We start from the raw sequence: 19,979 nt of genomic DNA on the forward strand, positions 1-19,979 counted from the left end.
GTCGTCTCCTATTGGGGAAATCCGGAGGGATCGATGAGCTTTGCGATGACGGGAAAATATGCATCGCCCATGCCCTTGTCGATCGTCTCCTGGAAGATCTCGCGCATCAGCGCCGCGCCGCGCAGGTTCAGCCCGGCCTGCGCGCCCAGCTCCAGCGCGTAGGAAAGATCCTTCATTGCATATTCGGTCGAGAAGGCCCGCAGCGGAAACTCCTTGGCGACGATCGCCTTCATGCCGTGGTTGCGCAGGGCAAAGCTGTCCGCCGAGCCCTTGGACAGCGTCTCCAGCAGCAGCTTCGGCTCGACGCCGCTGTGCTTGGCGAGCGCAACGGCCTCCGCCAGCGCATTGACGGTCTCGAACAGCACCATGTTGTTGAGGATCTTCGTCACCTGCCCCGCGCCGGTCCCGCCGCAGTGCGTGACATCGGTGGCGAAATGCCGGATCAGCGGTTCGACCGCGGCAAACTGCGCCGGCGTCGCGCCGACCATGACGCTGAGCGTGCCGTCCTGCGCCGCCTGGCGGGTGCGCGCGATCGGCGCATCGATCCAGAGCGCGCCCTTGTCTGCGAGCTGCTTGGCGAACGCCCGCGTCTGGCCGACATCGGAGGTGCCGAGATCGATCACGGTCTGGCCGCTCTTGATCGCCGGCAGGATGCCGTCGAAGACAGACGTCACGTGCTTGGCACTTGGCAGGCAGAGGAAGATCGTCTCTGCGTCGGCAACGATGTCCTCGATCGACTTTGCCGCGGTCGCTCCATCAGCCACGATCCGCGCCAGCGGCTCGGGGGCAAGGTCGAACGCAAGCACCGTTCGTCCGCTCTTGCGCAGCAGATTGCGACAGATCGGCTCGCCCATGACGCCGAGACCGATGAACCCAATCGAACCAGACATTCCGTACTCTCCCTAAAAATCTCTTGGCCGGGCGGACCACCGGGCCGCCCGGCAGCGCAGTTACTTGACCAGCGGGCAGCCGCCTTCGCTCATCGGCCGGAACACTTCTTCGCCGGGCTTGGAGCTGACAACCCGGTAGTAGTCGAACTTGTACTTGGATTCCTCCGGCTTCTTCACCTGCACCAGATACATGGTGTGCAGTACGCGTCCGTCGGGGCGGATCGCGACGTCCTTGTTGTACATGTCGTTGACTTTCAGCTCGTGCATCTTGGCGGCGACGGCCGTCGCATCGGTCGTGCCGGCTGCCTTCACGGCGGCGAGGTAGTGATGGACGCCGCTATAGACGCCGGCCTGCACCATGCTCGCGACCTTGCCGTCCATCAGGCCGGCATACCGCTTCGACCAGGCCCGGGTCTGCTCGTTGAGGTCCCAATAAAACGAGGTCGTCACCTGCAGACCCTGGGTCACCTTGAGGCCGAGCGAGTTCACGTCGGTGATGAAAACGAGAAGACCGGCAAGCTTCTGGCCACCCTCGACGATGCCGAACTCACCGGCCTGCTTGATCGCGGTCTGCACGTCCGCGCCTGATGTCGCAAGGCCGACGACGTCGGCCTTCGAGCCTTGCGCCTGCAACAGGAACGAGGCGAAATCGGCGGTGCCGAGCGGATGCGCGGCCGAGCCGATCACCTTGCCGCCGGCGGCCTCGATGAACTTGGTGGCATCGCGCTGAAGCGCGTGGCCGAACGCATAGTCGGCGGTCACGAAGTACCAGGTCTTGCCGCCCGCGCGCGTGATCGCATCGCTGGTCAGCTTCGACAGCGCATAGGTGTCGTAGTTGAAGTGGAAGCTGACCGGCGAGCAGGATTTTCCGGTGAAATCGGATGAGCCGGGCCCCGAGATGACGAAGATCTTGTTCTTCTGCTTTGCGACTTCGAGGATGGCGAATCCGGCCGACGACGCCGCGCCGTCCGCGATCATGTCGACGCCCTCATTGTCGAACCATTTGCGCGCGGTGGCCGAAGCGATATCCGGCTTGTTCTGGTGGTCGGCCGAGATGATCTCGATCTTCTTGCCGAGCAGTTCGTTGCCGAAATCTTCCGCGGCGAGCTTCGCCGCTGCGACCGAGCCGCGCCCGCCGTTGTCGGCGAACACACCGGATTGGTCGTTGAGCACGCCGATCCTGATGACATTGTCGGCCGCAGCCGCAGCACTCGTTTGGGCGGCAAGGATAGCCGCCATCATCCAACGCAACTTCATAATGTACGCCTCCCGTTTACAACTTTTGCTTATCGAGAATGTCTTGCAGCACCGGCGCGATATAGCGGCGGAACTGGGCTGGGTTTTCGCTCATGGGAAAATGGCCGAGCCGTTCCATCACGGTCGCCTTTGCGCCGGGGATGCCGGCAGCCGTGCGCAGCGTGTCCTCCGGCGTACAGGAGAAATCGTATTCGCCGGTCAGGAGGTAGAGCGGGCACTGGTTGACATCGATATTGCCGGTGCGTCCGCGCAGATCGCCATCGACGCGATAGAAATAGAGGTCGCCCTTGAAGATGCCGGGGCCACCCTGCTTGTAACCCCACAGCGTCTCATCGCGCGCGGCCTCCGGACCACCGGGCGCGATCAAGCCCGACACCAGGGCGGCGCAGACCTCCCCGCCATGAACGTCGGGCCGGTTCAGCCAGGCCGTGTCATACCAGGGCTGCTGGAAGTCCGCGGCCTCGAGCCCGATCAGGGCGCGGAATTCGCGCGCATGCTCGATGGCGAGATTGAGCACGATACGGCCGCCGATCGAGCAGCCCATCACCACCGGCCGGTCCAGCCCCAGCGCGCTGCAGAACGCGCGAATCGTCGTGGTGTAGCTTGCCGTGGTCAGCCGGTATTCGCTGCCGTATTGGCTATCCGGCGGATTGGACTTGCCGTGCCAGGGCATGTCGAAAGCGATGACGCGGAAATGTCTGGTGAACTCGTCATCCACGAGCAGATGCCGCCATTGCCGCGCGTCGGAGCCGGCGGTGTGGAGGCAGACCAATGGAATGCCGCTGCCGCTCTCCTCGAAATAGATCCGGTTGATCTCGCCATCGAGGTCGACATGCACATAGCGCCCGACGATCGGCTCGACATAACCGTTCATGACGCAGCTCCAAAGCCGCTTCGCCGGGGCAGAGCCAGCAGATCCTTGAAATACTGAAGATGCGTCATGAAGGGGTGCAGATCGCCTTCGAGGGTCGCCTGCCCGCGCTTGGTCAGCGCGAGGAGATCGTGCCAGCCCGCCGACGGCATCTTCTGCCAATGGGCGGCGAACGCGGCTGGCGTCGCGCGATAGGCGAAACGCCAGGAACGCATCAACACTGGGGGCGGCGTCATATCCACGATCCGTCCGGCGCGGATTGCGATGTGAAATGGCTGCGTGCTCGGGCCCAGCAGGCAGTCGACATCGAGCCAGCGGCCGCGGGCGGCGAGAGTCTCGTCGCGGGCCAGCAATTCGGGAATCGTCTTGAAAGCCGCGATGACGGCCTCCGGTGTGAATGGCACCGGTGGGCCGTCGGTTTGACCGACGCGTTCGGATTCCATTGTTCCGCCTCTCCCCATCGCTTGTTCTGTTAGACAGAACATCATTCTATTTCTAATCCAGTTCTATACAGGGCTCGCGAGCGAACTCAAGTGCACGGATCTCATGGGGGCACGCCGTCCCGGGGAGGTGGCCGGCGCCACAGCCTTGAAGCTTGTCGCGCCGGCGGCACGGCTGAACTTCAGGCTTCGAAGACGCGCGCGAGCAGCCTATGCCCGCCCAGCAGGCCGATGATCGCGGACAGCGTGTAGACCAGTCCGGCCGCCCTCGCCGGCTCGGATCGATCCTTTGCACTCAGTCGATCGGCCAGACGGAGGGTCGGCATCGCGACCGCGATAATCGCGACCTGTCCGATCTCGACGCCGATGTTGAAAGCGACGAGTGACGGAACCACTGCGTTCGGGGACAGGCCGATCTCGCGAAGCGCACCGGCGAAGCCGAAGCCGTGGACCAGTCCGAACAGGAAGGCCACGCGCCAGCGTCGGTCGACGTCACGCGAAAAGAAGTTCTCGGCCGCCACGAACACGATCGAGGCCGCGATCGCAGGCTCCACGACGCGGCTCGGGATGACGAGGAGATCCAGCGCGGCCAGCGACAAGGTGACCGAATGGGCGACGGTGAAGGCCGTCACGATCTTGACGACGGGAATGAGCCGTCGGGCCCACAGCACCACGGCAAGCAGGAATGCGATGTGGTCGTAACCGAGAAAGATGTGCTCGACGCCGGTGACGAGATAGCGCCACATGGTCGAGGACAGCGAAGGCGCCGCCGAGAGTGTGACGGTCGTCATCTCGGCATCGAGCAAGGCCTGTATCTCGGACTTGCCCTGCGCGATCAGCACCACCTGACGCGCGCTCTTGTCTCTCTCGGTCAGTACGGTGGAGCGGTAAACGATGTTCCCGGTAGCATCCACGCAGGTGAAGCTGTTGCGATAGACGATGCCGTCCCCATCAGGCAGAATCGCCGCATCGTTCGGCCGGCAGGCCGCACCTCCGCCTGTCACGGCCAAATGCCTGTCGAAATAGGCCAGGATTGCAGCCCTGGCCGCTTCGACCGCGGCCGGATCCACCGCGTCCTGCCTGGTGTCGTAGACCTTCGTGCCGATCACGCGATCGACGTCGCTGCCCTTCAATCCGAGCTCGACGCTCACCGTGCGATCGGCGGACAGCGCAACGCGTGCCGTGACGAGGTTGACCTGATGTGCCTCAGCCGGCGGGCAGATTGCGAGCAGGACCAGGAGCCACCACAAGCGCGGCCGCCTCATGATCCCGCTCCATTGCCGTCACGCCAGCACATCCGCGACGACCGCTTTCACGACGTCCCGCAGGTCGGCGGGCCTCAGCCGCACCTGCAGGCCGCGCTGGCCGCCATTGAGATAGACCAGATCATGCGCGAGTGCGCTCTGCTCGACCACGGTGCCGACCTGCCTGCGCTGCCCGAACGGGCTGATGCCGCCGACCTTGTAGCCGGTCACACGCTCGGCCTCGGGCGGCTTCATCATCTGCGCCGACTTGCCGCCGACGGCAGCGGCGAGCTTCTTCATCGAGACTTCCTGATCGGAGGGAACGACGACGCAGACCGGCTTGCCGTCCACCAGCGCCATCAGCGTCTTGAGGACACGCGCCGGGTCCTCACCAAGCGCGGCCGCGGCCTGAAGGCCGATGCTCTCGGCGTCGGGATCGTAGTCGTAGGCGTGGACGGTGAAGGCAACACCGGCGGCAGTGAGTGCCCGGGTGGCTGGGGTGACTTTGGACATGGACGGTATTTACCACCGTCATGGCGAGGAGCGAAGCGACGAAGCAACGACTGTGTAGGGCAACCTGGCACGACACAATAGCTGTCATCGCCCGGCTTGACCGGGCGATCCAATATTCGGTGACGTCTCCGATTGAACCGAAAGGCCGCGGCGTACTGGATTCCCCGCATTCGCGGGGAATGACAGCGGTTTGTGTGGCAAGCCTCGTGCGCGATGACCACGAGGCCTTCCCCTACTCCGCCGCGTCCCGCATCTCCGCACGCTCGGCCCGTACGGCGCAGAACTTGAACTCCGGAATCTTGCCGAACGGATCGAGCGCCGGATTGGTCAGCAGGTTCGCCGCCGCTTCCGCGTAGCAGAACGGCATGAACACCATGTTCTCCGGCACGTCGCGATCGGAGCGGACCTTCACCTCGACGGCACCGCGGCGGGTCTCCAGGCGAATGAAATCGCCCGGCGCGAGCTTCTTCTTCCGCATGTCCTTCGGCGACATGAAGGCGACCGCCTCCGGCTCGATCTGGTCCAGCACCTGCGCGCGGCGCGTCATCGAGCCGGTGTGCCAGTGCTCCAGCACGCGGCCGGTCGAGAGCACCATCGGATATTCGTCGTCCGGAATCTCGTCCGGGGGAATGACCTTCGCCGGCACGATCTTGCCGCGGCCGCTCGCAGTCGGGAAGCCCGTGGTAAAGATGATCTCATTGCCCGGCTTGTTCGGATCGTCGGCCGGATAGGTGACGGCGCCTTCGCGCACCAGCCGCTCCCAGCTGATGTTCTTCAAGGACGGCATCAGCTCTGCCATCTCTGTATAGACGTCGCCGGGACCGGCATAATTCCACGGCAGGCCCATGCGCTTGCCGATCTCCTGAATGATCCAGAGATCCTGCCGCGCATCGCCCGGCGGCTTGATCACCTGGCGGGCCAGCTGCACGCGGCGATCGGTGTTGGTGAACGAGCCGTCCTTCTCCGCGAAGGCCGAGGCCGGCAGGATCACGTCGGCGTGGAACGCGGTCTCGGTGACGAAGAGATCCTGCACCACCAGGTGATCCAGCATGGCGAGTGCTTCGCGGGCATGCTGGAGATCTGGATCGGACATCGCGGGATTCTCACCCTCGATATACATGCCCTTGATCTCACCGGCATGGATCGCGCTCATGATCTCGACCACGGTCAGGCCGCGAACGGGATCGAGATCCTGCTGCCAGAGCTTTTCGAAGCTGCCGCGCAAATCATCGCGCCCCACCGGCTGATAATCCGGCAGGAACATCGGGATCAGGCCGGCGTCGGACGCGCCTTGCACGTTGTTCTGGCCGCGCAGCGGATGCAGGCCGGTGCCCGGACGACCGACCTGACCGGTGATCAGCGCGAGCGCAATCAGGCAGCGGGCATTGTCGGTGCCGTGGACGTGCTGGCTGATGCCCATGCCCCAGAAGATGATGGACGATTTTGCCCGCGCATAGGTGCGTGCCACCTCGCGCAGCGTCTGCGCGGGGATGCCGCAGATCGCCTCCATCTTCTCCGGCGTGAACTCCTTGATCTTCTCCTTGAGGTCCTCGAAGCCCTCGGTGTAGCCGGCGATATACTGGTCGTCGGTGAGGCCTTCGGTGATGATCGTGTTGATCATCGCATTCAGCATCGCGACGTCGGAGCCGGGCTTGAATTGCAGATGCTTGGTCGCGTGGCGCGACAGCGTCTGCCGGCGCGGATCCATCACGAACAGCTTGGCGCCGTTCTGCTTGACGGCGTTCTTGATGAAGGTCGCGGCGACCGGGTGGTTCACGGTCGGGTTGGCGCCGATCACGATAATGACCTCGGCGTCCATCGCCGCGGCGAACGGCGCCGACACCGCGCCCGAGCTCAGACCTTCGAACAGCGCCGCCACCGACGAAGCGTGGCACAGACGGGTGCAGTGATCGACGTTGTTGGAGCCGAAGCCGGTGCGCACCAGCTTCTGGAACAGATAGGCCTCTTCGTTCGAGCCCTTGGCCGAGCCGAAGCCGGCCAGCGCCTTGACGCCCTTCTCGTCGCGGATCTTGACGAGGCCCTTGGCGGCGATGTCGAGCGCTTCCTCCCAGCTCGCCTCGCGGAAATGGGTGAAGGGATTGGCCGGATCGACCTGGTCGTTGGCGTCTTTCTTCGCGTTCGGCAACCGCACCAGCGGCTTTGTCAGGCGATGCGGATGGTGGATGTAGTCGAAGCCGAAACGACCCTTTACACAAAGACGGTTGTGATTGGCGGGACCGTCGCGGCCCTCGGCATAGATCACCTTCTCGTCCTTGACCTCGTAGGTGACCTGGCAACCGACGCCGCAGAACGGGCAGAGCGAGTCCACCTTCCTGTCGGCGTAGGTGACGCGGGTCTGTTTGTCGTCCAGCATCACGGCCGGCATCAACGCGCCGGTCGGACACGCCTGCACGCATTCGCCGCAGGCCACGCACGTGGACTCGCCCATGGGGTCGTCGAAGTCGAATACGATTTTGGCGCCGGCGTTGCGATAGGCCATGCCGATGACGTCGTTGACCTGGACCTCGCGGCAGGCGCGCACGCAGAGGCCGCACTGGATGCACGCATCGAGATTGACGCGCATCGCCGGATGGCTGGCATCGGTGGCCCAACGCTCGGCGGCCGGGAAGCGGCTCTCGGTGACGCCCGTGGCCTCGGCCCAGTGCCAGAATTTCGAATCCGGATCGTGCGAGGTCTCGCGCGCCGGCTGGTCGGCGACCAAGAGCTCCATCACCATCTTCTGCGCCGCAGTCGCCCGGGCGCTCTCGGTCTTGACCTTCATGCCGACCGACGGCGTGCGCTTGCAGGACGCCGCCAGCACGCGCTCGCCTTCGATCTCGACCATGCAGGCGCGGCAATTACCGTCGGGGCGATAGTCGGGCGCTGGCGAATAGCACAGATGCGGGATGTCGCGGCCTTGCCGTTTTGCGACTTGCCAGATCGTCTCGCCGGGATTGGCCTCGACCTGCTTGCCGTCGAGCTCAAACGTAATCTTCGTCATTCGGCCGCTTCCTTGAACTCGTCAGGGAAATATTTGATCACGGAGGACAGCGGATTCGATGCCGCCTGTCCGAGCCCGCAGATCGAGGCGTCGCGCATCGCTTGGCTCAATTCTTCCAGCAATGCCCGGTTCCAGACCGGCTTCTGCATTAGCAACGCCGCCTTCTGGGTTCCGACGCGGCACGGCGTGCACTGGCCGCAGCTCTCGTCCTCGAAGAACTTCATCAGGTTCAATGCGGCCGCGCGCACGCTGTCCTTTTGCGACAGGACCACGACCGCGGCCGAGCCGATGAAGCAGCCGTATTTCTCGAGCGTGCCGAAATCGAGCGGGATGTCATCCATCGAGGCGGGCAAGATGCCGCCGGACGCACCGCCCGGAAGATAGGCGTAGCACTGATGGCCTTCGGCCATGCCGCCGCAATACTCGTCGATCAATTCGCGAATGGTGATGCCGGCGGGCGCCAGCTTCATGCCGGGATTCTTGACGCGGCCCGAGACCGAGAAGCTGCGCAAGCCATGACGGTCGTGGCGACCGTTGCCCTTCCACCAGTCGGCGCCCTTCTCGACGATGTCGCGCACCCACCACAGCGTCTCGATGTTGTTGATCAGCGTCGGCAGGCCGAACAGGCCGACCTGGAACGGGTAAGGCGGCTTATGTCGGGGCAGGCCGCGCTTGCCCTCGATGCTTTCGAGCAGCGAAGACTCCTCGCCGCAGATATAGGCGCCGGCGCCGCGGCGCATATGCAGCGTCGGACCGCCCGGCGGGAGCTTTGCGATCTCGCGCTGGAGGATCTCGCGCGAGGCCGGATATTCGTCGCGCAGATAGATGTAGACGTCGGAGGCCTGCACCACATGCGCGCCGATCAGCATGCCTTCGATGAAGCGATGCGGATCGCTTTCGAGATAGAAACGGTCCTTGAACGTGCCGGGCTCGCCCTCGTCGCCGTTGATGGCCATCAGCCGCGGACCGGGTTCGCCGAGCACCGCGCGCCATTTGCGCCCCGTGGGAAAACCGGCGCCGCCAAGGCCGCGCAGCGAGGCCTCGTCGAGGGCCTTCAACAGATCGTCCGTGGACAATTCGCCCGAGCGCAGGCGGCCCAGCAGCTTGTAGCCGCCGCCGGCGACATAGGCGTCGTAGCCGATATAGTCGGGCAGATGGGCGTGAGTGTCGCCGGCTGTCGCGGCCGCCATGACATTGGCGACAGTCGCATGGTCGACGAAATTGTGCCCGACTTCAGCTGCCGGGGCAGTGTCGCAGCGGCCGACGCAGGGCGCCCGTACGACGCGAATGCCGGGTCCCGACGCGCTCTGCAAATCCTCGAGCAGCTTCTCGCCACCGAGCATCGCGCAGGTGAGCGAATCGCAGACGCGGATCGTCAGCGGCGCGATATCCGGCTCGCCCTCCTTGACCACGTCGAAATGCGCGTAGAAGGTCGCCGTCTCGAACACTTCCGCGAAGGCGAGCTTCATCTCATCAGCCAGCGCGGCGAGATGCGCGGCCGAGATCTGGTGATATTTGTCCTGGATCAGGTGCAGATATTCGATCAGGAGATCACGCCGCCGCGGCCTGTCCCCGAGCAGCTGCTCGATCTCGTGCGCCGCAGTGGGATCGACCTGCCGCCCCTTGGGCGTGGCCTTGGCGCGCCGGCGCCCCTCGCCGGGATGCTCAAACGGGCGGACCTTGTGCACGTCGTGGCTCATCGATTCGTCTCGATCTCGTCTTTTAGAACGGCTCCAGTTCTAGCCACTGGTATGCCAGATGCCAAGCAAATTATTGTGCTTGCGGAAACAGTTAAGCGCCGCCCAAGAGCAGCTGAGGGAGCAGCCCTGGATCGCTGCCCCGGACGCGGGCCTGACATTGGTCCAACGCGCCAATCGATAGAGCGAAGCCTGAATTGACCCAGAGATCAATAAAGGCTTCCTATGCTGCGATAGCGAAATCGTATCGAGCTTCAGCTCCAAGACTGCAGGTACCCTCCACGCCCCGGCGCCGATGGGTCAGCTCTTGCCCATGCACTCTTCGATATAAAACCAGCGGTCGTCACCCGCGAGGCCCTTGGCCTTCACATCCTTGCGGCACTCCTTGAGCTTCGGCTTGTTGGCGCTCCACTTGGCTTTCATGTCCTTGAGCTTCTGCGCGGTCAGCTTGATCTTGCCGGGCTTGGCCTCGGTTGCGGCCGGTGGCGCCGCGGTCTGTGCGGATGCGGATTGTAGGACGCCGGCGACGAGCAGCATGGCGGCGGCACAAACGAGTCTACGAACCATCGAATTCCCCCTGGGATGATCTTGAGACAATTGAATGAGCGGCGGGAGCGCGCACGGTGCGCTCCCGCCCGCGATGAAGCTGCGATCAGAAGATCTTGACCGCGCTCTCCAGCGTCTTCCAGACGCCCCAGGCGAGCGGCACGCCGACGAAGGCCCAGAACAACGCCGCCTTGGCGTCGAGCCCGCCCTTGCCGATGCCGAACGAGCCGTGCTGGATCGACGCCTCGCTCTTCGCGCTGGCCGCCTGCAATTTGGCGACTTCCTCGTGGCTCATGTTCCACTTCGGATCCACCGGCTTGATCATGTAGTTGCAGATCAGACCGGCGATCAGCATGGCGCACAGGATGTACATCGTCGTGTTGTAGAGCTGGTCGCGCGGTACGCCGGCCGCGAGCTGGAACTCGCGGATGTAGTTGACCACCACGGGCCCGATGATGCCGGCCGTCGACCAAGCCGTCAGCAGGCGGCCGTGGATGGCGCCGACGAACTGGGTTCCGAACATGTCGGCAAGATAGGCGGGCACCGTGGCGAAGCCACCGCCATACATCGACAAGATAATGCCGAAGCCGAGCACGAACAGCAGCTTCGAGCCCATCGCCGCGAAGGTGGGGGCCAGCGCGTAGAGCGCGATGCCGAGGATGAAGAACGTGTAGTAGGTGTTCTTGCGGCCCATCAGGTCCGACATCGAGGCCCAGAAGAACCGTCCGCCGATATTGAACAGCGACAGCAGACCGGCAAATCCGGCGGCGATCGCCGCGATCGCTGCCTTCTGTTCAACCGAAAGCTGGCCGAAGGTGAGGTCCGGATGGCCGATCAGCTTGCCGGCAAAGATCTCCTGGAGCATGGGCGAGGCCATGCCGATGACACCGATGCCCGCCGAGACGTTCAAGCAGAGCACCCACCAGATCAGCCAGAATTGCGGCGTCTTGTGCGCGTCGTTGAGGTGCACATGGTGCTCGGTGATCATCGACTTCTTTTCGCTCGGCGGCGTCCAGCCGTCGGGCTGCCAGCCGGGCGGCGTCACCCGATACGAAAAGGCGCCGATCGTCATGAAGATGAAGTAGATCACCCCCAACACGACGAAGGTCTGCCACACGCCGACGTCGCTCGTGCTTTTGAAGTAGTTGATCAAGAGATTGGCGAGCGGCGCACCGATCATCGCGCCACCGCCGAAGCCCATGATGGCCATGCCCGTCGCCATGCCGCGGCGATCGGGGAACCATTTGATCAGCGTCGACACCGGCGAGATGTAGCCGAGGCCGAGGCCGACGCCGCCGATGACGCCAGCCCCGAGCCACATGATCCAGAGTTGGTGGACATAGACTCCGAAAGCGCCGATCAGAAGGCCGCCGCCCCAGCAGAGCGCGGCGACGAAACCGGCCTTGCGCGGTCCGGCTCGCTCGAGCCAGCCACCCCAAATCGCGGCAGACACGCCGAGCAGGACGAAGAACAGCGTGTACATCCAGCCGAGACTTGCGACCTTCCAGTCGCAGGTCGTGGTGAAGAGCTCCTGCCACAACGAGATGTCGGGGCAGGCCTTGCTCTGCGAGATGCCGATCGCGCGCGACAGCGGCAGCCAGAACACCGAGAACCCGTAGGCCATGCCGATGCAGAGATGGATGCACAACGCGGCCGGCGGCACCAGCCAGCGATTGAAACCGGCCTTCGCGATCGTGCGTTCACGATCCAGCAAGCCGGAAGCACCAAGCGGTGCATAAACGGTATCGGCAGTCGTCATAAGCATTACCTCCCACGCGCGGCCTTGCCGGCACATCGGTTTGAGACCGGTCCTGCGCGTGCTTGGCAGCCGCGCATGACAGGTCGGATTTCATGCCGAAGTGGAATCACCGGTGCGCATCGCTTCATGTGCGCCGAGCAAGCGACCGACCGCGGGCGATGTCCCTTCGCCCCGCAAGCAGCGTTGCCGTGACAGCTATCGCGCCTCATCCCCCCTCAACACCCTGTCTTGATGTGAGCAACGCGCGTGCCAGAAGTCGGATCGTGACGATTCAACGACTTCCCGCAATGCAATGTACTTCGTCGGACAGAATGTCCAGGATCCCAGGACAAAATGTCCGGTCAGGTCGCTTCCGGCAGCCACACCGTGAACGTGCTCCCGGAACCGAGTTGGCTTTCGGCCGTGATCTGCCCGCCCTGGCGCTTGATCAGCGTCTGGCTGATGGAGAGGCCGAGCCCGGTCCCTTGCAGCCGCTTCGTGGTGTAGAAGGGATCGAAGATCTTCTCGATCACCTCGGTGCTCATGCCGATGCCGGTGTCGGCGACCTCGATGACGACGCCTCGATGGCCCTCGCGCTCGGCATCGAAGGAACGGAGCGTCAAGGTTCCGCCGTCCGGCATGGCGTGGATCGCGTTGACGATGAGATTGACCAGGACCTGCTGCAATTCGTTGCGGTTCATCAGCACGAGGCGGTTGGCGCGGTCGTCCCTGACCACGGAGATCTCGGTCTTGTTGAGGAGATGCTGCACCAGCGGCAGGCAGTCGGAGATGACGCTTGCCGGCGTATGGCGCTCGACATAGCCGGCATATTCCTCCGGCCGCGCAAACTGCAGCAGCTTGGTCACGATCTGGCTGATGCGGTGGATCTGTTCGTCGAGCAGGCGAAACTCGACCTTCGCCTTGTCGGCATCGGCCCCGAACACGCTGCGGATGACGTCGAGATTGCCCTGCATCACCGCGATCGGATTGTTGATCTCGTGCGCGACGCCGGCGGTGATCTCGCCGATCGCAGCCAGCTTCTCGGACATGATGAGCTGCTTGGTCGTTGCCTCGAGCTTGAGATTGGCATGCTCGAGGTCGCGGGTGCGCTCCAGCACGCGGGCGTTCAGCTCCTCGTTCCATTCCCGTAGCTGTCGGTCGCGCTCCTGGATCTGGTCGAGCAGGCTGTCGAGATGAACCGCGACCCGGCCGATCTCGTCACCCAACACCGGCATCTTGGTCCGGGCGGACAGGTTGCCGCGCTCCACCTCGGTGATCGTCGCGGTAACGCGCTCCAACGGCATGAAGATGGAGGTCGCCCAGCGCAGGAAGATCGGAACGGTCGCGGCGGTGATCGCGATGAACGCTGCGATGATGATCACCAATGTCTGGTATTTGGCTTCGCTGAACGGCTTCTCCAGGAAGCCGACGTAGAGCATGCCGACCCGCTTGCCGTAGCTGTCGACCAGCGGCTCGTAGGCGGAGATGTACCAGTCGTTGACCACGAAAGCGCTGTCGAGCCAGGTGTGCCCCTCGCCGAGCACGGCGGAGCGCACCGCCGCCGACACGCGCGTGCCGAGCGCGCGCCTTCCCTCGAACAGACGGACATTGGTCGATATCCGCACGTCGTCCAGGAACAGCGTCGCGGTGCCCTGGCTGCCCTCAGGCAGGCTCGCGGCGCGATAGACCAGATCGTTGATCGTGTCGATGAATTCGAGATTCTGGTTGAGCAGCGTGCCGCCGACCAGCGCCGCGGCGCCGCCGTCGGGCAGCATCGCCCTGCTCGCCGCATGCACGACCATGCCGCGCGTCTCCGTGCTGCGGTCGGTCGGCACCGCGTTCGGGGTCGGCACCAGGTCCAGCCGCGCGCGCTCGGCCAGCGCCGGCGAAATCGCGGCGAGCTCGTCATTGCCGAAAATGTCGACGCCGGTCGCCGAGACCTGGCCTGACAGCGCCGATGCGATGATCGGCCAGTCGCTTCGCGGTTGGCGCTGCAGCGGTGGCGACGAGGCCAGGACGTCGCCGCGATCATTGGTCAGATACAGGAAATCGAGACCGATTTCCTTGCGGGTCTCGTCGAGCAGATCCCGTAAGGCGCCGTGCGCATCAGGCGACAGCGCCTCGTGGAAGCGGGCCGACAGGCTGAGCGCCCGGACCTGGACGCCGGTCTTCTCCAGGATACGGGCGAGATATTGGTGGGCGATGGTGAGGTCGCCGTTCACCTTGGAGATCAGGGTCGCGTCGAATTTCGCGTTCCAGCGATAGATCGCAACGCCGAGCAGGAGCGGCAGGATGACGAGCATCGGCAGCAGAGCGATCGCGAGCAGCCGGAAGCGGACGGAGCGTCCCCGCACCGGCTCGTCGCTGCGGCCGGCAGCATCAGACATCCCACAACGCGCATTTGCGATCGATGGTCTTGCGCGAGATACCGAGGCGCCGAGCCGCCTCCTCGCGATTGCCATTGACCTCCTTCAGCACGCCGAGAATGTGACGGCGCTCGAGTTCAGCGAGACTGTCGGCTGGCACCGACTGGCCGTCATTGCGGGGACCGGCGAAGTCGTCGGGAAAGGCGCCGAGGATCAGCGTGCGCTCGATCAGGTTGCGCAGCTCGCGCACATTGCCCGGCCAGTCATAGCTCGCGAGCGCCGCCCGCACCGAGGCGTCGATCGGCACCGGCGGCATGCCGAGCTGAGCCGACAGCTTGCTCATAAAGATGGCGGCAAGCTCCAGCACGTCGTCGCCGCGATCCTTCAGGAGCGGCAGATGGATCTGCATCACATTCAGCCGGTAGAACAGATCGGCTCGGAAGCGGCCCTTATCGACCTCCTTCTGAAGCTCGGCATTGGTCGCGAACACGAAGCGCAGGTCGACCGGAACTTCGCGCTCGGAGCCGACCGGGCGGACGCGGCGATCCTCCAGCACACGGAGCAGCTTGCTCTGCATCGGCAGCGGCAGCTCCCCGATCTCGTCGAGGAACAGCGTGCCGCCATGGGCATACAGGAACAGGCCTTCACGCCCGGAATCGGCGCCGGTGAAGGCGCCCTTGATGTGCCCGAACAGCTCGGCCTCGATCATCTCGGGCGGGATCGCCGCGCAATTCACGGGCACGAAGGGCTTGTCGGCACGGTCGGACAGCGAGTGAATCGAGCGCGCCGCCACTTCCTTGCCGGTGCCGGATGCGCCGGTGAGGAGAACCGAGGTCGGCAGGCACGCGACGCGCGCGATGGTCTCGCGCACGCGCAGCGTCGCGGCCGACTGCCCGATCAGATTGTCGCGCAGGAAGGTGCGGTCGGACGAGGCCCGCAGCGCATAGCGCAGGACGTAATTCTCGCGTTGGAGGCGGACACGATCGAGACATCGTGCCACCGCGTTGAGGATCTGGTTGGAGCGGAACGGCTTGAGCACGAAATCGGCCGCACCGGCACGCAGGGCCTGGATCGCGGTGTCGAGGTCGGCATAGGCGGTGATCAGGATGGCGTCGGCGAAAAAGCCGACGGCGCGCTGCTCAGCGAGCCAATCGACGCCGTTCTTGCCGGGCATGATATTGTCGAGAATGACGACGTCGTAGCGGTTGGAATCGAGCTTGCGCGAGGCCTGGTCGGTATCGGCCGCCTCGTCCACCAGCTTGCAGCGTGGCGCAAGCGTACGCACCAGGAAATTCCGCATGCCCGGCTCGTCGTCGACGATCAGGATCGAGGCCTGCGCCAGCGCGCCGAATTCCGGCCCTGCGACCGTCTTGCCGAGCTTGACGGCAGGCTCGCGGCCCACCGCGGGACCTGCGCCCGCGCTTGCCCTAGGTGATGGGAGTGTCATGCCCGACGTCTTAGGTTTGAGATCATCCACCGCAATAGCCGGCACATTTCGCATTGCAGCGAAACTCCGGCCGTCCCCTCCGCCGGGGCAGCATAGTCAAACGTCACCGCGGTGAACATTCGCCTTTCTACGGGGCGTCGCTCTTTTCGACCAGGAACACGATGCGCGCCTCGTTGCGCTCGGTGATCTCGACCTTGTCACCGGTCTCGCGAATCAGGTTCGGAATGTCAATCACCGACAAGGGGTCGGTGCAGTGAACCTCGAGCTGATCGCCCGGCTGCAAAGGCTTGAGCGCCCTGCGCGTCTTGAGGGCGGGCAGCGGGCATTTCAGTCCGGTGAGATCGAGCATCGTTCTGGTCATGAACGCAACATGGCGGGAGCAAGCGATGGCGTCAACGCAGGGTCTCTAGAGCAGACCGGCGTAGGACAGAAAGCCGACCTGCTGCCCGGGCTCGACTGCCGTGACGCTCTCGCCGAGTTCGACCAGGCCGTCGGTTTCGACCAGCGAGGACAGCAGCCCCGCTCCCTCGCGCGGAAACTTGATCGCCTCGAGCCCGCCGTCCTGCCTGCGTCGCAGCGAAGCGCGCACATATTCACGCCGGCCAGCCTTCTTCTTGTAAGTAAACGCCGCACGTAACGGGATGGGCATTAACGGCTCCGGCAGGCCGCCCGCCAGCGCCAACACCGTCGGCCGCACCACATGGACGAACGTGACGAAACTCGCGACGGGATTGCCGGGCAATCCGATCAGCGGCGTGCCGTCCATGATGCCCATCGCCACGGGCCGGCCGGGCTTGATCGCCATCCGCCATAGCACCAGCGAGCCGATGCTCTCGACCGCCGCCTTGACGTGGTCTTCCTCGCCGGTTGAAACCCCGCCGGTGGTCAGGATCAGGTCGTGCCGCCCTGCAACCTGCTTCAGGCCATTCGCAAGCGACGTCCGCTCGTCGCGCAGAATGCCGAGATCGCTGACCTCGCAACCGAGTCGGCGAAGCATCGCCATCAGCATGAAACGGTTGGAATCGAACAGCTGCGAGGGCGCCCGTGGCTCGCCAGGGGAAGCCAGCTCGTCGCCGGTCGAGAACACGGCAACGCGAATGCGTCTGACCACATCAAGCCGAGTCAGCCCGAAGGCCGCGGCGAGCGCGACGTGCTGCGGCCGCAAGCGCTGACCGGCGCGCAGCGCGACATGTCCTTGGGGAATGTCCTCGCCTGCAGGCCGGACATTGGCGCCAGCCTTCAGCCCGGGCGGCAGCACGATCTTGCCGGTCTCGTCGACGTGGACATCTTCCTGCATGAAGACGGTCGCCGCGCCGGGCGGCATCGGCGCGCCCGTGAAGATGCGCGCGGTGTGACCAGGCTTGATCGGTGCCTGTGCAAGCCCGCCGGCCTGAATGCGGCCGTCAAGCGGGAACGCCTGCTCCAGGCTAACAGGGAGATCGGCAGTGCGTACGGCGTAGCCGTCGACGGCCGAGTTGGTGAAGGGCGGCAACGGCAGCGGCGCGGCGATGTCGTGTGCCAGCACGCGCCCGTCTGCGTCGATGAGCGCCACCGTCTCCAGATCGACGATCGCATTGACGCGCGTCGTGATGAGACCAACGGCCTCGTCGACCGACATCATCGGGCCGCCGAAGGCAAAGCAATCGTCCGAGAGTTGCGCCATGGTGCCTCGTCAGCGTATCGCGGCGCTCTTCGCCACCGCCTCCTCGACCGGCATCGCCGCGCGCAGCAACAATTCCGCGGCAGCCGCGATATCGTCGAGATGGACGGTCGGTAGCCCTGTGTCAATGGCGGTGTCGGTCGCGATTCCCGCGATCCCGGGATCGTCGGGAAACAGCAGCGGCTTGCCGTTCGCGGCGCGATGCACCTCGATCTTGCGATGCGGCTCGCGCTTGAAACCCTCGACTATGACGAGATCGACCGCGGCCAGCTTGCCCAATAGTTCCGGCAATTTGGGCTCGGCCGCGCCGCGCAGTTCGTGCATCAGGGCCCAGCGGTTTGACGACGCAACCAATACTTCGGCCGCACCGGCCTCGCGATGGCGCCAGGAATCCTTTCCGGGCACGTCGACATCGAACTGGTGATGCGCATGCTTGATGACCGAGACGCGCAGGCCCTGCGCGTTGAAATGCGGGATCAGCCGCGTCAACAGCGTGGTCTTGCCCGCACCACTCCAGCCTGCAAGGCCGATGACTTTCATGACCGTTCGATCTCCGCCAACGGCTCGCTGGCCGATGGAACCCCAGCCTTCCACCGTCGTTGCGAGCGCAGCGAAGCAATCCAGACCGTCTCCGCGGGGGCATTCCTGGATTGCTTCGCTGCGCTCGCAATGACGAGTGGAGGCATCTTGCCCATTCCCGATCATGCTTATATCGGCTTGACCCGAATGTCATGCTAACCTCTCCGCCATGATGAAGATCGACAAGACCCCGGTGCCCCTGATCATCCCCAATCCGGACGACCCGCGCCTGACCCAGAGCGTGATCGGGACCGACCAGACCGGCGCCAGGGTCGAGATCAAGGTGCCGATGGAGCGGCCGCTGACGCTCTATCTGAATGCGCAGGAGATCGTCACCATGATGACGATCGGCGACTATCCGGAATATCTGGCGCTCGGCTACCTGCTGAACCAGAACATGCTGAAATATAATGACGTGGTCACCGAGGTCGAATACGACGACGATCTCCAGGTCGTCGTCGTGCGCACCGAGCACAACACCAATTTCGAAGCCAAGCTGAAGAAGCGCACGCAGACCTCGGGCTGCGCACAGGGCACTGCTTTCGGCGACCTGCTGGAGGCGGTCGAGAGCGTCGCGTTGCCGAAGGCGGAGCTGCGCACCTCCTGGCTCTACCAGATGACGCAGACCATCAACACCATGCCGTCCCTGTATCTGGAAGCCGGCGCGATTCACGGCTGCGTGCTGTGCAAGGAAGGCACCCCGCTCTGCTACACCGAGGACGTCGGCCGCCACAACGCCGTCGACAAGATCGCCGGCTGGATGTACCGCCACGGCGTCGATGCCTCAGACAAGATCCTCTACACGACGGGACGCCTCACCTCGGAAATGGTCATCAAGACCGTGCGCATGGGCATTCCGATCCTGGTGTCACGCTCGGGCTTCACCGCCTGGGGCGTCGATCTCGCGAGGCAGGTCGGTCTGACGCTGATCGGCCGCACCCGCGGCAAGCGCTTCATCGCGCTCGCCGGCGAGGAGCGGATTGTCTACGACCAGAACCTCGCTTACGTCGAAGAGGAATCGGCCAAGCACAAGCGCAAGGGTGAAGGCGGTGACGACTGACATTCCGCTGACGGGCATTCCATCAACTCTTGGCGTGCTGCTGGCCGGAGGCCTGGCGCGGCGCATGGGTGGCGGCGACAAGCCGATGCGCACCATCGCTGGCCGCAGCATTCTGGAGCGCGTGATCGCGCGTCTGAAACCTCAATGCATCGGGTTGATCCTCAATGCGAACGGCGATCCCGCGCGGTTCGCCGCGTTCGGCCTGCAGGTCGTCGCCGACGACGTGCCCGGCTTTCCCGGCCCGCTCGCCGGCATCCTTGCCGCGCTGGACTGGACCGCCGCGAACCGGCCGGACGTCGAATGGGTGCTCAGCGCCGCCGGCGACTGCCCGTTCCTGCCGCGCGATCTGGTTGCCCGCCTGCATGACGCCCGCGAGCGTGAGAACGCGCAGCTCGCGGTCGCCGCATCAGGCGACCAGTCCCATCCCGTCATCGGCCTGTGGCGCGTCGCCCTGCGTGGCGAGTTGCGCCACGCGCTGGTCGTCGAAGACCTCCGCAAGATCGACCGCTGGACCGCGCGCTATCCGCTGGCGACGGTGACCTGGCCAACCGAGCCGCTCGATCCGTTCTTCAATGCCAATACGATCGAGGACATTGCCGAGGCCGAACGGCTGGCGGCGCTGGATGATGCGGCCTGAGGCGTTGTCGCGCGGTCTTACCCGTAAGCTCCA

At 64.6% G+C, this 19,979-nt stretch carries 17 protein-coding genes; 2 read left to right on the forward strand and 15 right to left on the reverse strand.

Translation table 11 applies throughout. The features are described 5' to 3' along the window. Positions 1 to 8 precede the first annotated feature (8 nt). From P6U31_RS28580 to mobB, 15 genes are all read right to left on the reverse strand, one after another. Positions 9 to 890: an NAD(P)-dependent oxidoreductase gene (locus P6U31_RS28580; RefSeq protein ID WP_407185084.1), complete on the reverse strand. Its 882-nt coding sequence runs from the start codon at positions 888 to 890 to the stop codon at positions 9 to 11. A 60-nt stretch (positions 891 to 950) separates the two neighbouring features. After that, positions 951 to 2,147 (reverse strand): ABC transporter substrate-binding protein, encoded by a 1,197-nt coding sequence (locus P6U31_RS28585; protein ID WP_407185085.1) that lies wholly within the window; start codon positions 2,145 to 2,147, stop codon positions 951 to 953. Between the two features lie 16 nt (positions 2,148 to 2,163). Next, positions 2,164 to 3,021 carry an alpha/beta fold hydrolase gene (locus P6U31_RS28590; RefSeq protein ID WP_407185086.1) on the reverse strand — a complete coding sequence of 286 codons (858 nt, stop codon included), beginning with the start codon at positions 3,019 to 3,021 and terminating at the stop codon, positions 2,164 to 2,166. After that, positions 3,018 to 3,461 (reverse strand): hypothetical protein, encoded by a 444-nt coding sequence (locus P6U31_RS28595; protein ID WP_407185087.1) that lies wholly within the window; start codon positions 3,459 to 3,461, stop codon positions 3,018 to 3,020. Before P6U31_RS28595 ends, P6U31_RS28590 begins: the two co-directional genes overlap by 4 nt. A 179-nt stretch (positions 3,462 to 3,640) precedes the next feature. Continuing rightward, on the reverse strand, positions 3,641 to 4,723 hold the full coding sequence (locus tag P6U31_RS28600) for a HupE/UreJ family protein (RefSeq protein ID WP_407185088.1): 1,083 nt from the start codon (positions 4,721 to 4,723) through the stop codon (positions 3,641 to 3,643). 18 nt (positions 4,724 to 4,741) lie between these two features. Beyond that, positions 4,742 to 5,215, reverse strand: coding sequence for a Cys-tRNA(Pro) deacylase (gene ybaK, locus P6U31_RS28605; protein WP_407185089.1), 474 nt, complete (start codon positions 5,213 to 5,215; stop codon positions 4,742 to 4,744). A gap of 232 nt (positions 5,216 to 5,447) precedes the next feature. After that, complete coding sequence (gene fdhF, locus P6U31_RS28610) at positions 5,448 to 8,216, reverse strand: formate dehydrogenase subunit alpha (protein WP_407185090.1); 2,769 nt, start codon at positions 8,214 to 8,216, stop codon at positions 5,448 to 5,450. After that, the gene (locus P6U31_RS28615; protein WP_407185091.1) at positions 8,213 to 9,916 is read right to left on the reverse strand and encodes an NADH-ubiquinone oxidoreductase-F iron-sulfur binding region domain-containing protein; all 1,704 of its coding nucleotides are present in this window, start codon (positions 9,914 to 9,916) and stop codon (positions 8,213 to 8,215) included. The genes fdhF and P6U31_RS28615 overlap by 4 nt, the downstream gene beginning before the upstream one ends. 297 nt (positions 9,917 to 10,213) lie before the next feature. Continuing rightward, positions 10,214 to 10,480 carry a hypothetical protein gene (locus P6U31_RS28620; protein WP_407185092.1) on the reverse strand — a complete coding sequence of 89 codons (267 nt, stop codon included), beginning with the start codon at positions 10,478 to 10,480 and terminating at the stop codon, positions 10,214 to 10,216. Between the two features lie 85 nt (positions 10,481 to 10,565). Next, entirely contained in the window at positions 10,566 to 12,218 is a 1,653-nt protein-coding gene (locus P6U31_RS28625; protein WP_407185093.1) for an OFA family MFS transporter, read from the reverse strand. 341 nt (positions 12,219 to 12,559) lie between these two features. Continuing rightward, the gene (locus tag P6U31_RS28630) at positions 12,560 to 14,584 is read right to left on the reverse strand and encodes a cache domain-containing protein (protein ID WP_407185094.1); all 2,025 of its coding nucleotides are present in this window, start codon (positions 14,582 to 14,584) and stop codon (positions 12,560 to 12,562) included. Next, positions 14,577 to 16,010: a sigma-54-dependent transcriptional regulator gene (locus P6U31_RS28635; protein ID WP_407185095.1), complete on the reverse strand. Its 1,434-nt coding sequence runs from the start codon at positions 16,008 to 16,010 to the stop codon at positions 14,577 to 14,579. The genes P6U31_RS28630 and P6U31_RS28635 overlap by 8 nt, the downstream gene beginning before the upstream one ends. Before the next feature lie 127 nt (positions 16,011 to 16,137). Beyond that, the gene (locus P6U31_RS28640) at positions 16,138 to 16,371 is read right to left on the reverse strand and encodes a sulfurtransferase TusA family protein (protein WP_407185096.1); all 234 of its coding nucleotides are present in this window, start codon (positions 16,369 to 16,371) and stop codon (positions 16,138 to 16,140) included. Positions 16,372 to 16,416: 45 nt separating this feature from the next. After that, complete coding sequence (gene glp / locus P6U31_RS28645) at positions 16,417 to 17,673, reverse strand: gephyrin-like molybdotransferase Glp (protein WP_407185097.1); 1,257 nt, start codon at positions 17,671 to 17,673, stop codon at positions 16,417 to 16,419. Positions 17,674 to 17,682: 9 nt separating this feature from the next. Further along, positions 17,683 to 18,210 carry a molybdopterin-guanine dinucleotide biosynthesis protein B gene (gene mobB, locus P6U31_RS28650; RefSeq protein ID WP_407185098.1) on the reverse strand — a complete coding sequence of 176 codons (528 nt, stop codon included), beginning with the start codon at positions 18,208 to 18,210 and terminating at the stop codon, positions 17,683 to 17,685. Between the two features lie 208 nt (positions 18,211 to 18,418). On the opposite strand from mobB, the gene fdhD reads away from it, so the two are divergent. After that, entirely contained in the window at positions 18,419 to 19,309 is an 891-nt protein-coding gene (gene fdhD / locus P6U31_RS28655; RefSeq protein WP_407185099.1) for a formate dehydrogenase accessory sulfurtransferase FdhD, read from the forward strand. After that, the gene (gene mobA, locus P6U31_RS28660; protein ID WP_407185100.1) at positions 19,290 to 19,946 is read left to right on the forward strand and encodes a molybdenum cofactor guanylyltransferase MobA; all 657 of its coding nucleotides are present in this window, start codon (positions 19,290 to 19,292) and stop codon (positions 19,944 to 19,946) included. The genes fdhD and mobA overlap by 20 nt, the downstream gene beginning before the upstream one ends. Positions 19,947 to 19,979: the final 33 nt, after the last annotated feature.

This window comes from Bradyrhizobium centrosematis, from assembly GCF_045571495.1.
Classification (GTDB): Bacteria; Pseudomonadota; Alphaproteobacteria; order Rhizobiales; family Xanthobacteraceae; genus Bradyrhizobium; species Bradyrhizobium centrosematis.